Annotated in this window: 12 protein-coding genes; 7 read left to right on the top strand and 5 right to left on the bottom strand. The window is 71.0% G+C overall.

The window, feature by feature from the left end:
• Positions 1 to 119 precede the first annotated feature (119 nt).
• Both ACIPQB_RS18735 and dnaG read left to right on the top strand, forming a co-directional pair.
• Entirely contained in the window at positions 120 to 1,850 is a 1,731-nt protein-coding gene (locus ACIPQB_RS18735) for an ATP-binding protein (protein ID WP_446486771.1), read from the top strand.
• A gap of 194 nt (positions 1,851 to 2,044) precedes the next feature.
• Complete coding sequence (gene dnaG, locus ACIPQB_RS18730) at positions 2,045 to 3,955, top strand: DNA primase (protein WP_446486770.1); 1,911 nt, start codon at positions 2,045 to 2,047, stop codon at positions 3,953 to 3,955.
• A 136-nt stretch (positions 3,956 to 4,091) separates the two neighbouring features.
• Here dnaG and ACIPQB_RS18725 read toward each other — a convergent pair whose 3' ends face one another.
• Positions 4,092 to 4,379 carry a GIY-YIG nuclease family protein gene (locus ACIPQB_RS18725; protein ID WP_446486769.1) on the bottom strand — a complete coding sequence of 96 codons (288 nt, stop codon included), beginning with the start codon at positions 4,377 to 4,379 and terminating at the stop codon, positions 4,092 to 4,094.
• 579 nt (positions 4,380 to 4,958) lie between these two features.
• Here ACIPQB_RS18725 and rpoD point away from each other — a divergent pair.
• Positions 4,959 to 6,914 (top strand): RNA polymerase sigma factor RpoD, encoded by a 1,956-nt coding sequence (gene rpoD / locus ACIPQB_RS18720; RefSeq protein WP_446486768.1) that lies wholly within the window; start codon positions 4,959 to 4,961, stop codon positions 6,912 to 6,914.
• 131 nt (positions 6,915 to 7,045) lie between these two features.
• Here rpoD and ACIPQB_RS18715 read toward each other — a convergent pair whose 3' ends face one another.
• On the bottom strand, positions 7,046 to 8,218 hold the full coding sequence (locus ACIPQB_RS18715; RefSeq protein ID WP_446486767.1) for a hypothetical protein: 1,173 nt from the start codon (positions 8,216 to 8,218) through the stop codon (positions 7,046 to 7,048).
• Between the two features lie 113 nt (positions 8,219 to 8,331).
• Positions 8,332 to 9,624, bottom strand: coding sequence for a S8 family serine peptidase (locus tag ACIPQB_RS18710; protein WP_446486766.1), 1,293 nt, complete (start codon positions 9,622 to 9,624; stop codon positions 8,332 to 8,334).
• A 150-nt stretch (positions 9,625 to 9,774) separates the two neighbouring features.
• Here ACIPQB_RS18710 and ACIPQB_RS18705 point away from each other — a divergent pair, with 150 nt between their 5' ends.
• A complete protein-coding gene (locus tag ACIPQB_RS18705) occupies positions 9,775 to 10,254 on the top strand; it encodes a sigma-70 family RNA polymerase sigma factor (protein WP_446486765.1) in 480 nt (159 codons plus the stop codon).
• Positions 10,251 to 11,039, top strand: coding sequence for an anti-sigma factor family protein (locus ACIPQB_RS18700; protein WP_446486764.1), 789 nt, complete (start codon positions 10,251 to 10,253; stop codon positions 11,037 to 11,039). Before ACIPQB_RS18705 ends, ACIPQB_RS18700 begins: the two co-directional genes overlap by 4 nt.
• Positions 11,040 to 11,167: 128 nt before the next feature.
• On the opposite strand, the gene ACIPQB_RS18695 is transcribed toward ACIPQB_RS18700, so the two are convergent.
• Positions 11,168 to 11,401 (bottom strand): flagellar basal body rod C-terminal domain-containing protein, encoded by a 234-nt coding sequence (locus tag ACIPQB_RS18695; RefSeq protein WP_446486763.1) that lies wholly within the window; start codon positions 11,399 to 11,401, stop codon positions 11,168 to 11,170.
• A 236-nt stretch (positions 11,402 to 11,637) separates the two neighbouring features.
• Between ACIPQB_RS18695 and ACIPQB_RS18690 the strand changes: the two genes are divergently transcribed.
• Positions 11,638 to 13,305, top strand: a complete 1,668-nt coding sequence (locus ACIPQB_RS18690) for a M20/M25/M40 family metallo-hydrolase (protein WP_446486762.1) — start codon at positions 11,638 to 11,640, stop codon at positions 13,303 to 13,305.
• 19 nt (positions 13,306 to 13,324) lie between these two features.
• Positions 13,325 to 14,047 (top strand): DUF998 domain-containing protein, encoded by a 723-nt coding sequence (locus ACIPQB_RS18685; RefSeq protein WP_446486761.1) that lies wholly within the window; start codon positions 13,325 to 13,327, stop codon positions 14,045 to 14,047.
• Here the strand turns inward: ACIPQB_RS18685 and ACIPQB_RS18680 are convergent.
• Positions 14,026 to 14,577: a YbhB/YbcL family Raf kinase inhibitor-like protein gene (locus tag ACIPQB_RS18680; protein ID WP_446486760.1), complete on the bottom strand. Its 552-nt coding sequence runs from the start codon at positions 14,575 to 14,577 to the stop codon at positions 14,026 to 14,028. The genes ACIPQB_RS18685 and ACIPQB_RS18680 overlap by 22 nt on opposite strands.
• Positions 14,578 to 14,628: the final 51 nt, after the last annotated feature.

Below are 14,628 nucleotides of genomic sequence, written 5' to 3'. Positions count from 1 at the left end.
CTTGCGAAACAACGCGGAGACGGGAGGCCAAGCTCCGAGATGGGAAATGGCGCCAATTGCAACGCTTTCTTGAGCTCTATGGGTCAAGTTGTCGCAACCTCTAGGCGTAAGGAGCGGCCGTGCGGCTGAGCGAGTTTCTCGACGACGGGCTGGAAGGCGCGCTGCTGATGATGGGTCGACGCAGCCGTTCGGTCCGCGTCGTCATCAGCCTGATGATCGACGGCCTGCTGCTGGCCAATTTCGGCTGGGTCGCGGCCGGCGCCTGGCTGGCGGTCAATGTGGCGCTGGAAGCCTGGCTGCAGTTCAACCAGATGCGCTACGGCCATGGCAAGGGCCAGTACGCCTCGGCCGTGACCCGCCTGAGCACGGTCGCGGCCTTCAGCGGCGTATGGTCGACCATGGCCGCCCTGACCTGGATCCACGGCTCGCCGGCGATGAAGTTCACAGCGCTGATCGTGCTGTTCGGCCTGCTGATCGAGGCGCTGAAATACGCCGTCCTCAGCCGCGCGGCGTTCACCGCCCTGGCCCCGTTCCCGGTCATCGCCCTGGTCGGGGCGCCGATCCTGTTCGGCGGCTTTCGCGGCTGGGAGCTGGTCTTCGCCATCGTCGCCCTGACCGGCCTGGGCGCCTATCTGACCAACGCCGCGCGGCTGATGCGCGACAACGCCCGCGCCCTCGAACGGGCCCAGGCCCAGGCCCTGGAGGCCAGCCGCGCCAAGTCGGCCTTCCTGGCGATGATGAGCCACGAGCTGCGCACCCCGATGAACGGCGTGATGGGCATGGCCCACGCCCTGGGCTCGACCGCCCTGGATCCGCGCCAGACCGGCTATCTGGACACTATCGTCCAGTCGGGCGACGGCCTGATGGCCATTCTCAACGACATTCTCGACCTGTCGAAGATCGAGGCCGGCAAGCTGGAGCTGGACGTGGCCGGCTTCGACCTCGGCGAGCTGGGCCGCCAGCTGCACCAACTATGGGAGGAGACCGCCCGCGCCAAGGGGCTGGACCTGGCCCTGGAGATCGCCCCCGGTCTTCCGGCCTGGGTGATCGGTGACGCGGCGCGCGTGCGCCAGGTGATGCTCAACCTGGTCGCCAACGCCCTGAAGTTCACCGAGCAGGGCGGCGTGCGCCTGACCATCGGCCCGGACAGCGCAGGCGGCGTCGCCATCGCGGTCAGCGACACCGGGGTGGGCATCAGCCCCGACCAGCAGGCCAGGCTGTTCCAGCCGTTCTCGCAGGGCGACGTCTCGATCACCCGCCGGTTCGGCGGCACGGGCCTTGGCCTGTCGATCTGCCGCTATCTGGTCGAAATGATGGACGGCGAGATCTCGGTGGTCAGCCAGCCGGGCGTCGGCTCGACCTTCCGGGCGACCCTGCCGCTGGCGGCTGCGCCGGCGCCGGTGTCCGGGCTGACCCTCGTCCCGCCGCCGGCCGAGGGGCTGGAAGGCCGCCGGATCCTGGTGGTCGACGACAACCGCACCAACCAGATCGTCGCCCGGGCCATCCTCGAAGCGGCCGGGGCGATCGTCGACGTCGCCGACGACGGCCGGCACGCCCTGGAGCGGCTGAGCGGCGAGACCTTCGATCTGGTGCTGATGGACGTCCACATGCCGCGAATGGACGGCGTCGAGGCCCTGGCTCGCATCCGCGCCGGCGAGGGCGGACGCCGCGACATCCCGGTCATCGCCCTGACCGCCGACGGCATGTCCGGCGAGGCCGAGCGCCTGGTCGCCCGGGGCTTCGACGCCGTGCAGCCCAAGCCGATCCGGCCCGCCGACCTGCTGCAGGCGGTGGCGGAGGGGTGCGAGGGGGCGCGTGCGGAACTGGAGCCTCTCGAACTTCACGCCTGACTTGGGTCGCCGCTGAAGAATCGGCGCATGATCGGGTCGAAGAAGGATCATCCACACCCGCGGCCAAAAAGCTGTGGGCAAGGTGGGGACACCTGGTCCCACCCCGGTTGACGCCTTTCCTGCAGGCCTATGGCCGGTGCTGACGTATCGCCATGGTGTCTGGTTCCGCGCCCTGAAGTTCCGCTACCGCACCCATGCGTTTCGACGACCATTTCCTCGACGAGCTGAAGACCCGCCTTCGCCCTTCCGACGTGATCGGCAAGTCGGTGAAGCTGCGGCGGCAGGGGCGCGAATATGCCGGGCTGTCGCCGTTCACCAAGGAGAAGAGCCCGTCGTTCTTCGTCAATGACGACAAGGGCTTCTATCACTGCTTCTCCAGCGGCAAGCATGGCGACATCATCAGTTTCCTGCAGGAGACCGAGCGGCTGACCTTCACCGAGGCGGTGGAGCGGCTGGCGGCCGAGGCCGGCATGGCCCTGCCCGAGCCCGACGCCCGCGCCGCCCAGGAGGACAAGAAGCGCGCCGGCCTGACCGACTGGATGGAGCTGGCCGCCGCCTGGTTCGAGAGCGAGCTGCGCCGCCCGGTGGGCCAGGCGGCCCGCGACTACCTGGCCCGCCGCGCCCTGCCCGAGGACCAGTGGAGCCGCTTTCGCCTGGGCTTTTCGCCCTCTGGGCGGACCGCGCTGAAGGACTATCTGGTCGCCAAGGGGGCCAGGCCCGCCGAACTGGTCGAGGCCGGCCTGCTGATCGCCCCCGAGGACGGCGGCGCGCCCTATGACCGCTTCCGCGACCGGATCATCTTCCCGATCACCGATACCCGCGGCCGGGTGGTGTCGTTCGGCGGCCGGGCCATGGATCCCGCCGCCCGCGCCAAGTACCTGAATGGCCCTGAGACCACGCTCTTCCACAAGGGGCGGCTGCTGTACGGCCTCTACGAGGCCCGCAAGCTGCTGCACGCCGCCCAGGCCGCCGCGCCCACCGAGACGACGCCGCTGATGGTGGTCGAGGGCTATATGGACGTCATCGCCTGCCAGCGGGCCGGCCTGCCGGCCGTGGCCCCGATGGGCACGGCCATGACCGAGGAGCAGATGGAGGTGCTGTGGCGCCTGCATCCCGAGCCGACCCTCAGCTTCGACGGCGACAAGGCCGGCCAGCGCGCCGCCAGCCGGGCCATCGACCGGGCCCTGCCGCTGCTCAAGCCCGGCCGCTCCTTCCGCTTCTCGATGGTGACCGGCGGCAAGGACCCCGACGACGTGCTGCGCGAGCAGGGCGCGGCGGCCCTGAAGAGCCAGATGACCCAGACGACCTCATTCGTCGAGGCGCTGTTCGCCCGCGAGCGCGACCTGGAGCCACTGGACACCCCCGAGCGCAAGGCCGGCTTCAAGCAGCGCCTGCGCGCCGCCGCCGCGACCATCGCCGACAAGGACCTGGCCGCGGCCTATCGCGACGACCTCTACGCCCGGCTCGACGCCCTGTTCCCCAAGCCGGCGTTCGGCGGCGGGTCGAACGGGTCCGGCGAGGGCCGGCCGTGGACGCCGCGCGGTCCGTGGAAGGGCCGCGACCGGGGTCCGCCCGACCCCGGCATCCGCGGCGTGGCCCGGGCCGAGATCGGCCGGCGGCTCAACCCCTTCCACGCCGCCGTGGCCATCGCCGCCCTCGACCACCCCGCCTGGGCCCGCTCCTATGACGAGGCCCTGGAGCGGATCGGTTTCGGCGACCCCCGGCTGGCCCCGCTGGCGATCGAGCTGTTCCACGCCCTCAGCGACGAGATCGGCGACGACGTTCCCCTGCGCGACATTCTGACGCGCAAGGGCCTGGGCGGCCAGATCGCCGAGGCCGAGCGGGTCGCCGCCGCGGTCGGCGCGCCCTTCCTCGACCCCAAGATCGACGCCCACCGCGCCCGCGCCCTGTGGGCCGCCTGCTACGAGGCCCTGGTCGAGATCGGCGACAGCGAACGCGCCCTGGAGGCCCTGCGCCGCGAACCGGTCACCGCCGGCACGCTGACGGCGGTCCGCGACCTGCGCACGCGCATCGGGGTGCTGGAGCGGCGGATCAGCGGGCTGGAGTTCTGGGAACCGGCGCCGACGACGGTGGTGATCAGCTAGATTACTCCGTCTCCCCGGCGAAGGCCGGGGTCCAGATCGAACCCCGAGCGGCAGCGGGTTCGCGTCGCCCCTTGGCGCACTCACCCCAAAGGCTCAGGATGAATCTGGACCCCGGCCTTCGCCGGGGAGGCGGGGTTTATTGGTTCAGCGTTGCGTAGAGATCGACCCACTCGGGGTTTCGCTCCTCGATCGCCCGCAACTTCCAGCCTCGCTTCCACTCCTTCATTCGCCGCTCAAGGACCAACGCTCCTTCACGGCTGTCGCAGACCTCGTACCAGACCAGGATGCTACAGCCGTATTTGGCCGTGAATCGCGAACCATCAGCCTCCCTGTGTTCCCAGACGCGTCGCTGGAGATCATCGGTCGAACCGATGTAGAGCGTACCGTTGCGGCGATTGGCGACGATGTAGACGAAGAAGGCCATGACTGGATTTTGCCTCGCGAGAACGGCTCGCCAAGCGCAAAAACTCCCGTTTCCCCGGCGGAGGCCGGGGTCCAGATTCATCCTGCGCGGCGGGGGCGGACGCGCCATCCGCCTGGGCAGACGCTCTGTGGCCAGGGGGTTCGACCTGGCCCCCGGCCTTCGCCGGAAGGCGGATTCAACTCCCTCCCATCTTGACTCCGCCGTCATGCGACGCCATCTGGCGACTCAAGGATTTGCCACGCTGCTGATTGACATCGCTCGGGCCGCCATTTTGATGCGCGCGCCCTCCTTGAAACAGGATGTCACCCTCGCCGCCGCCAGGTCCCAGTGGCTGCCGAACCTCGCGGGAGGCGACGCATGATCATGCTCGAAGACGACGCCTCCGCCCGAGCCCTGCTCGCGGAGCGTTAGCCCATGGCTCTTCGGCGCGTGTCAGGCGTTTCCCTTGAGAATTTTTTCGGCGGTCTCCTGGACCCCTTGGACGGACGGCAGGGCGTGATGCGGAAGCGGCCCTTTCAACATTAGACATTTCTCGGCGCGCGCCCGGCCTTCGGCGCGGCGTCGGTTTCGGAGACCTGAATGAGCACGACGACGACTGACGGAGTTGAACCGCCCGAAACCGGCGGCGGCGACGGCCCCCTGCTCGACCTGACCGATGCCGGCGTCAAGAAGTTCATCAAGCAGGCCAAGGCCCGCGGCTACGTCACCATGGACGAGCTGAACAAGGTTCTGCCGTCGGAAGAAGTGACCTCCGAAGCCATCGAAGACACCCTCGCCATGCTGAGCGAGATGGGCGTCAACGTGGTCGAGGCCGAGGAAGACGCCGAGACCTCGGAAGGCGGCGAAGTCGTCGCCCGCGAGGACAACCAGCAGGTCATCACCAGCGAGAAGCCTGCGGCCTATGACCGCACCGACGACCCGGTGCGCATGTACCTGCGCGAGATGGGCAGCGTCGAGCTGCTGTCGCGCGAGGGCGAGATCGCCATCGCCAAGCGCATCGAGGCCGGCCGCGACACCATGATCCGCGGCCTGTGCGAAAGCGCCCTGACCTTCGAGGCGATCATGGTCTGGCGCGAGGAGCTGGGCACCGGCCGCATCCTGCTGCGCGAAGTCATCGACCTGGAAGGCACCTACGCCGCCATCAACGGCGTCGCCGCCGCTCCGGCCGCCGAGGACGCCGAGCCGGCCGAACCGGTCGACGAGGAAGCCTCCGGCGAACCCAAGGCCGAGGGCGAAGGCGACGACGAGGACGATTTCGACGACGGCGCCGGCCCGACGGTCAGCGCCATGGAAGGCGAGCTGCGCGAAGGCGTGATGGCCATCCTCGACGCGATCGCCAGCGAGTTCGAGACCTTCCGCAAGCTGCAGGACAAGCTGGTCGGCAGCCGCCTGAAGGGCGCGGACCTCGGCGAGGCCGACCGCCAGGCCTATGAGAACCTGTCCAACACCATCATCCAGCACCTGAAGACGCTGAAGCTGAACAACAACCGCATCGAGGCGCTGGTCGAGCAGCTGTATGCGATCAACAAGCGCCTGATCGGGCTGGAAGGCCGGCTGCTGCGCCTGGCCGACAGCTACGGCATCAGCCGCAGCGAGTTCCTCAAGGCCTATTTCGGTTCGGAGCTGAACCCGAACTGGATCGACCAGGTCAAGGCCATGGGCGTGCGCTGGACCAAGTTCGTCGAGAACGACGTCAACTCGGTCGCCGACATCCGCCAGGAAATCGCCGCCCTGGCCACCGAGACCGGCGTGCCGATCGACGACTATCGCCGTATCGTCCAGACCGTGCAGAAGGGCGAACGCGAGGCCCGCCAGGCCAAGAAGGAGATGGTGGAAGCCAACCTCCGTCTCGTGATCTCGATCGCCAAAAAGTACACCAACCGCGGCCTGCAGTTCCTGGACCTGATCCAGGAAGGCAATATCGGCCTGATGAAGGCGGTCGATAAGTTCGAGTACCGCCGCGGCTACAAGTTCTCGACCTACGCCACCTGGTGGATCCGCCAGGCGATCACCCGCTCGATCGCCGACCAGGCCCGGACCATCCGCATCCCGGTGCACATGATCGAGACGATCAACAAGATCGTCCGCACCAGCCGCCAGATGCTGCACGAGATCGGCCGCGAGCCGACCCCGGAAGAGCTGGCCGAAAAGCTGGCCATGCCGCTGGAGAAGGTGCGCAAGGTCCTGAAGATCGCCAAGGAGCCGATCTCTCTCGAAACCCCGATCGGCGACGAGGAAGACAGCCACCTGGGCGACTTCATCGAGGACAAGAACGCCATCCTGCCGATCGACGCGGCCATCCAGTCCAACCTGCGGGAAACCACCACCCGCGTGCTGGCCTCGCTGACCCCGCGAGAAGAACGCGTGCTGCGTATGCGCTTCGGCATCGGCATGAACACCGATCACACCCTCGAAGAGGTTGGCCAGCAGTTCTCGGTCACCCGCGAACGCATCCGCCAGATCGAGGCCAAGGCCCTGCGCAAGCTCAAGCACCCGAGCCGCTCGCGCAAGCTGCGCAGCTTCCTGGACAGCTAAGCTCCAGAGCACCATGACAAGGAAGGGCCCGGTGGCGACACCGGGCCCTTTTTCGTTGGGCGTCAGCTGCGCCTTGCCGCCGCCAAAGAAAAGGCGGCCCCGAAAGGCCGCCTTAGATGGAGGGGGCAGGCTTAGTTGCCGACCTTGGCGTCGGCCGCGCCGGTTCCCGAGGTCGAGGCGCTGGCCCCGTGGCGCGAGGCCGAGCCGGTCAGGCCCAGCGAGCCGCTGTTGCTGGTCGAGCTCTTGTTGCTGGAGGCGCTGCTGGAGCCCGAGCCGTTGGCCGAGCCGGTCAGGCCGTCGCCGGTCAGGCCGCCGGCGGCGTCGGCCGAGCCCGAGCCGTTGGCGCGGGCCGAGCCGGCGGTGTTGCGGGCCGAGCCGATGGCGTTGCGGGCCACGCTGGTTCCGCGGCCGGCGGCCGAGGTCGCCCGGTCGCGGGTCGCGCCGATGGCGGTGCGGCCGCTGTTGGCCGCGTTGCCGATGCCCGAGGTCAGGCCGCTGGCGTTCGGCGCGGCGAGCTGGCCGCCGGCCGAGCCATTGCCCGAGCCGTTGCCCGCCAGGGCGCCGGTCAGGGACGAGCCGGCCGCCGAGGCCGAACCTTCGCCCGCCGCCGAACCCGAGCCCGAGCCGTTGGCGCTCGCCGAACCGGCGGTGTCGCTGGCCGAGCCGATGGCGTTGCGGGCCACGCTGGTCCCGCGGCCGGCGGCCGAGGTCGCCCGGTCGCGGGTCGCGCCGATGGCGGTGCGGCCGCTGCTGGCCGCGTTGCCGATGCCCGAGGTCAGGCCGCTGGCGTCGGGGGCGGCGAGTTGGCCGCCGGCCGAACCATTGCCCGAGCCGTTGCCCGCCAGGGCGCCGGTCAGGGACGAGCCGGCCGTCGAGGCCGAGCCCTGGCCCGCCGCCGAACCCGCGGCCGAACCGCCGGCGTTGGCGCTGCTCGCCGCGCCCTGGGCCAGGCCCTGGACGGAGCCGCTGGCGTCGCGGGCCCGCTGGGTGGTCCGGCCAGCGGTGTCGCGGACCCGCCCGGTGGCGTCGGTCGCCCGCTGGCGGACCCGGCTGGTGGTGTCAGAGGCGCGCGAGGTCACGTCGCCGAGGTCGGGCGCGCCCAGTTGGCCGGCGCCGCCCATCGAACCGCCCATCTGGCCGCCCAGCCCGCCGGTGAGGCCGCCCAGGCCGCCGCCCAAGCCGCCAGTGAGGCCGCCGCCGAGACCGCCGCCGCCCGAACCGCCGAGAATCTGGGCCTGGGCCATCGGCGCGGCCAGAAGCAGGGCGGCGGCGGTGGCGGTGATGAAGAACGAGGTCTTGCGCATGGTGTCTCTCCTGGAAAGATCGAGTGCGAAGTCTGCGGGGCGGCGCTGTCGTCCGCCTCCTGACCCGTCCAACGACCCGTCCTCGGGTTTTCTTCCCGACCCGCGAAGATTTTTTAGCGCCCCGCCTCGACCAGGCCGTGGCCGTAGAGCGGGTCGGGGCCCGGCGCGCCCAGGTCGATCGCCGTTTCGGCCAGCCGGGCCGTCGCCCGCCGGGCCGAGGCCGGGTCGGCGGCGTCGCTCAGCCGCGCCAGCCGCGCAGTCACTACCGGAGCGGCGTAGGAGGTGCCGCGGGCGGTGACCGTGCGCCCGCCGGGGGCGGCGACCCGCACCTCGGCCCCATAGGCGGCGAAGTCGACATGGGCGGCGCGGCCGGCCTCGGGCAGCAGCCGCCGGCGGCGGTCGACCCCGGTCACCGCGATCACGCCCGGATAGGAGGCTGGATAGAGGACCGGGGCGGCGGGTCCGTCATTGCCGACCGCCGCGACGATCAGGCAGCCCCTGGCGACCAGCGCCTTGACCGCCGCCCCCAGCGGCCCGTTGGCCGGCCCGACCAGGCTGATATTGACCACCGGCACGCGGGCCTGGGCCATCCAGGACAGCGCCCCGACGATGGCTTCGGCCGATCCGCCGGTCGGGCCCTGGCCATAGACGTCGGCGGCCAGGATCTCGCCGACGCCGCCGGACGCCAGCAGCGAGGCGGTGGCGGTGCCGTGCGGGCTGGGCCGCGCGCCGCCCGGGGCGAAGCCGCGCTGCTGGACCTTGACCCCCGAGAACGCCGCCTGGCCGGAATCGACGCCGCCGTCGAGCAGGCCGGCCCGGCCCTGGCGCCCGCCGGCCGGCGAGGCGGCGTCGCCCGCCGGCGCCGAGGTCCCGCCCCCGGCGTCGGCGTAGAGGTGATTGAAATCATAGTCGCCGCCGGGGTCGATCTCCCGCGCCCGCGCCACCGCCGCCCGGGCGCTCAGACCCTTGGGCGGCGTCAGGGTGACCAGCACCAGGCCCAGGGCGTCGGCCTGGCTTTGGCGGGCGACCGTGAAGCCGGCCGCCTGCAGCCGGGTCAAGGCCCCGGCGTCCGGCGACACCGCCAGGACTTCGCCGCGCACCACCGGCTGGCCTTGGTCGTCCAGTTCCAGCGCGCGCGGATGGGCCCGCACCAGGGCCCGCAGCCGGTCCAGGCGCGCGGCGGCCAGGACCTCGGGGGCCAGCTTGTCCGGAGTCAGCTGCTCGACTGTCTGTCCCACCCCGCGCAGCAGGCGCTCGGGCAACTCGGGCAGCGGCAGGCCCGAGCCCGGCAGCACCGACGCCGGCGACGGCAGCAGCTGGGCCCGCGTCGGGGCGGCCGCCGCTAGCGCCAGCAGGCAGCACAGCGTCGCGAAGGCGGGGCCTGGAGGAGGGCGGGGAGGGGTCATCGGCTGCCTGGTTCTTCGCGTGATCGGCGACCACCATGGCCGCATCGCGGCGCGCGTGGAATAAGTTTAGGGTTCATGGATTAAACGCCGGACCCGGCGCGTTTCTTCCACAGGTGACGAAGGCGGACCTTGGATTCTTTCCAGACGGAGATGCTGGCTCTACTCCCCCGCCTGCGCCGGATGGCGCGGGTGCTGGCCTGGGAGCCGGCGGACGCCGACGACCTGACGCAATTGACCGTCGAGCGCGCCCTGGTGCGCCGCGACCAGTGGCGTCCTGGTACGAAGCTCGACAGTTGGATGTTCCGGATCATGCGCAACGCCTGGATCGACGAAGTGAGAACCCGCAAGCGGCACGGCCGCGTGCTGGCCCCGCCCGAGCATGGGGAGCAGGCGGCCGATCCCAGCGCCCCCTCGCTGGAGGCCCGGCTGGGCGCCTCGGCGGTGGAGCGCGCCCTCGACGCCCTGCCCGAGGACCAGCGGATCGCCGTGGCCCTGGTGCTGATCGAGGGCCTGTCCTACCAGGAGGCCGCCGACAGCCTCGAGGTGCCGATGGGCACCCTGACCAGCCGTCTGGCGCGCGGACGCGCCGCGCTGCAAACTGTGTTGATCGACCAAGGAGCCAAGCCATGACGGTGCCGGACGAAGAGCTCTTCGCCTTTGTCGACGGCGAACTGCCGCCTGCAGCCATGGCCCGCATCGAGGCGGCCATGGTCACCGATCCCCAGCTGCGGCTGCGGGTCGAGACCCAGCGCGCCCTGCGCCGCCTGCTGGCGGGGGCCCACGCCGACGCCGTGCAGCAGCAGCCGCCGGCGCGGCTGGCCGCGGCGGTCACGGGCGTCGAACCGTCCAAGCCGACCGCCAGGCCGGCCGAGGTCATCGCCTTTCCCGGCGCCAAGGCGAAGGCCAAGCCCAAGCCGCGCGAGATCAAGCTCGCCAGGCCGCCCGGCGCCGCCGGCCGGGGTCCGCCGGCCTGGATCGCCATGGCCGCCTGCCTGGTGGCCGGCCTGGTGGTCGGCCGGATGGCGACGCCCGGCGCCCCGACCCTGAGCGGGGCGGACGATCCGACGCCGATCGCCGCCGGTCCCCTGGCCCAGGCCCTGAACACCCAGAGTTCCGGCCAGGCCGCCGGGCCGGTGCGCATCGGCCTGTCGTTCAAGAACCAGCAAGGCCTCTATTGTCGGACCTTCCAGGCTGCGGGCCGGGCGCCGGTGGCGGGCGTGGCCTGTCGCGAGTCCACGGCCTGGCGCGTGCGCGGCGTCAGTCCGGCCGCCCCGGCCCCGACCGCCGACTATCGCGCCGCCGGCTCGGAGACGCCGGCGGCGGTGCTGGCCACGGTCGACGCCATGATCGTCGGCCAGCCGCTCGACGCCGCGGCCGAGGCCCGGGCCAAGGCGTCGGGCTGGAAAGCCCGCTAAGCGTTTTCGTGTTTCAGGCGCCGCCCTCCGGAAGGACGCGTCCAACCGGAGGGCGGCAGGCCCGAACCCTCGCAGGGGGGAATGCGGGGACAGGTTCGGGCCGGCTCGTGGCCGACGGGGAGGGGGCGCTAGACCTTCAGGTCCAGCAGGGCGCCCATCATGTCGTCGGCGGTCTTGATAACGGCGGCGTCGGCCTTGACCTCGGTCTTGGCCGAAATCTGGTCGACGGCTTCCTGGGCCAGATCGACCTTGGACTCGGCCTGCCCCTCTTCGACGCCCCAGGCGGCCGTCCGCTGGGCGCTGGCGCTGAGGCGGTCGGCGGCGGCGAACATGCCCGCGGCGGCGGTGGCGAGGACCTGCACGGCCGTCTCCTCTGGTTGCCCGGTGAATGTCTGATGCTTCGGTTAAGCGGTCTTCACTAAACACGGTGAAAATACACGGTTAACGCGAAAAGCGCGATACTCTATCTGCAGCCTCCCAGACAAAAGCAGGTTTTTCGGAAAGATTACAAAAGGTTCAGAAGCGGAATCTCGACAAGCCCGCCGCCCCTGCCCAAGCTCGCGCCTTCGCGGGGCTCCCCCGCCCCTGGAGCCTTGCCTTGACGCCGTTCTCCCGTCGCGCCGCCGTCGTCGGCGCCGCCCTGCTGCTGATCGTCCAACCCGCCTTCGCCGCCGAAACCACCGCCAAGGCCACGCCGCAGGCCAGGTCCGCCGCCGGCTTCACGCCTTCGCCGGCCGCCATCAAGGCGCACATGACCTTCCTGGCCGACGACCTGCTGGAGGGCCGCGAGGCCGGCACCCGCGGCTACGACATCGCCGCCAACTACGTGGCCTCGCAATACGCCCAGCTGGGGGTCAAGCCGGCCGGCGACGGCGGCGGCTATCTGCAGCAGGTGCCCCTGACCGCCTTCCGCGCCGCGTCGGAGGGCGGCATCTCCTACACCGGGGCCAACGGCAAGTCGGGGAGCCTGACGTTCGGCGAGGACTATCTGCCCTCGGCCCAGGCCGCCCAGGCCCAGCTGTCGCTGACCGCGCCCCTGGTCTTCGTCGGCTATGGCGTCAACGCGCCGGAGCGCGGGCGCGACGACTATGCCGGCTTGGACCTGAAGGGCAAGATCGCCGTCTTCCTCAACGGCGCGCCGTCCGGCTTCCCGACCGAGGAACGGGCCCACTACGCCAGCGCGGCCACCAAGCGGGCCGAGGCGGCCAGCCGCGGCGCGGTCGGCGCGCTGATGATGCCGACCACCAGCTACGAAAAGCGCCGGCCGTTCGCCCGTGGCCTGGCCGGCTACCAGGAGTGGCGGATGACCTGGCGCGACGCCCAGGACGTTCCTTTCGTGCGCGGCGGCGCGGCCCCCAGCCTGGCCACCCTCAGCCTGACGGGCGCGGCCAAGCTGTTCGCCGGCGCCCCGGTCGCCCTGGACGCGGTGCTGGCGGCCGTCGAAACCCCCGACGGCCGGGTCAAGGGCTTCGACCTGCCGATGCAGGCGACGGTCCAGCTGAAGACCGAGATCGAGAAGCGCCAGAGCAGCAACGTCGTCGGGCTGATCGAGGGCTCGGACCCGGCGTTGAAGGCCCAGGTCGTCGTCCTCAGCGCCCACCTCGACCACCTGGGGATCAGCACCCACGGCAACGATCGCGACAAGATCAACAACGGCGCGCTCGACAACGCCTCGGGCGTAGCGACCCTGCTGGAGGTGGCCCGAGGCTTCAAGGAGGCCAGGGTCCGCCCGAAGCGCTCGATCCTGCTGCTGGCGGTGACGGCCGAGGAAAAGGGCCTGGTCGGCTCGGAATATTTCGCCCACAACCCGACCGTGGCCAAGGCCGACATCGCCGCCGACGTCAATCTGGACATGCCGGTCCTGCTGTACGACTTCCAGGACGTGGTCGCCTTCGGGGCCGACCGCTCCAGCATCGGCCCGGCCGTGGCCCGCGCCGCCGGCCGCATGGGTGTGACTCTGTCGCCCGACCCGCTGCCGGAGGAGGGCCTGTTCACCCGCAGCGATCACTACCGCTTCGTCGAGCAGGGAATCCCGTCGGTGTTCCTGATGACCGGCTTCAAGAACGGCGGCGAGAAGGCCTTCAAGGACTTCCTGGCCACCCACTACCACAAGCCCAGCGACGACCTCAGCCAGCCGATCAACTACCAGGCCGCGGCGCGCTTCGCCCGGGTCAATTACGAGATCGCCCGCGAACTGGCCAACGCCCCGGCCCGGCCGACCTGGAATCGGGGCGACTTCTTCGGGACGCTGTTCGGGAAGAAGTAGCGCGGTTGGACGCCCCTTCTTGACCCGCCGCCCCGCCGGCGCGATTTTGCCCGCCTGCAATGCGAGAGGCGGACGGGTGCTGAGCGTAGGAGCCCTGCTGAGGATCGGCCTGGTCGCGCCGGCGATCATGGTGGCCGACGTGTGGCTGGCCCAGAGGCTGTTTCCCGGCTTCGACGCCGGGGCCCAGTTCATCAGCGAGCTGGGCGGGCCGGCCGCGCCCAATCCGGCGATCTTCAATGTCGGCATGATGCTGGCCGGCCTGGCCGGGATGGCGGCCGGGGCCGGCTTCGCCCAGGCCCTGGAAGACGCCGGCGGCCGCCGCCGAGTCTCGGCCTTCGCCGGCCTATGGGTGGCGATGACCGGCCTGGGGGCGCTGTTCGCCGGCCTGTTCCATTGGCCCGACCCGATGCACCGGGCCTGCGGCGTCGGCCTGGCCATTCAGTTCGCGCCGCTGTTCACCGCCTGGGCCCTGTGGGGCAAGCCGCGCCATCGCCGCCTGGCGCATTTCTCGCTGGGCTGGTTCTTCGGCCTGCTGCTGGTCCTGGCCCTGCTGACCGGGGTGTGGAACGTCCGTACCGGCTCGGACGTCGGCCTCTGGCAGCGCGGCCACGCCTTCCTGGGCCTGCTGTGGCTGGCCATCGCCGCCTTCTGCCTGGACCGCCACTGGCGCTCGCGGCCGGCCGCGCCGGATCCCGACGCCGACTCGCCCGGCGCCCCCGACTACGCCCCCGCCGCCTCGTAGGTGACGATCAGGTCGTCGGAGGCCAGGGCCTCGCCCTTCAGCGCGCTGACCAGCTCGGCCAGCGGCGTCTCGGGACCGAACGGCAGCCGCTCGGCCAGGGCGAAGATCTGGAAGTGATAGTGGTGCACGCCATGACCCGGCGGCGGCCGTGGTCCGAAATAGCCGATCCCGCCGTTGTCGTTGCGGCCCTGGGTCGCGCCGCCGATCAGGCCCAGGCTGGCGTCGTTGGGCAGGCCCTCGGGCAGGCTGGTGGCCTCGCCAGGAATGTTCCAGATCAGCCAGTGGATGAACGGCAGGTCGCGCGGCGCGTCGGGGTCCTCGACGATGATCGCATAGGCCGCCGCGCCCTCGACCGGCGTCCAGACCAGCGGCGGCGAGCGGTTATCGTGATAGGCGCTGTGGCGGTCGGCCAGGCGGCCGTCGGGATCGGCGGCCGTGGTGGTCAGGACCAGGTCGTTCGGGCCGAACGGCTGGATCTTGCCCAACGTGATCGCCGCGCCGGAATGGTCGGGGGTTTGCGCATGGGGCATGGGGGCTCTCCTGTCCTCCAGGCTATAACCCCCGGGCCGCCAGCGCGGTTC

The organism is Caulobacter sp. LARHSG274 (assembly GCF_052871235.1).
Note: the sequence above shows the minus strand (reverse complement) of the source record. Positions and strands in the feature narration are given on the sequence as shown.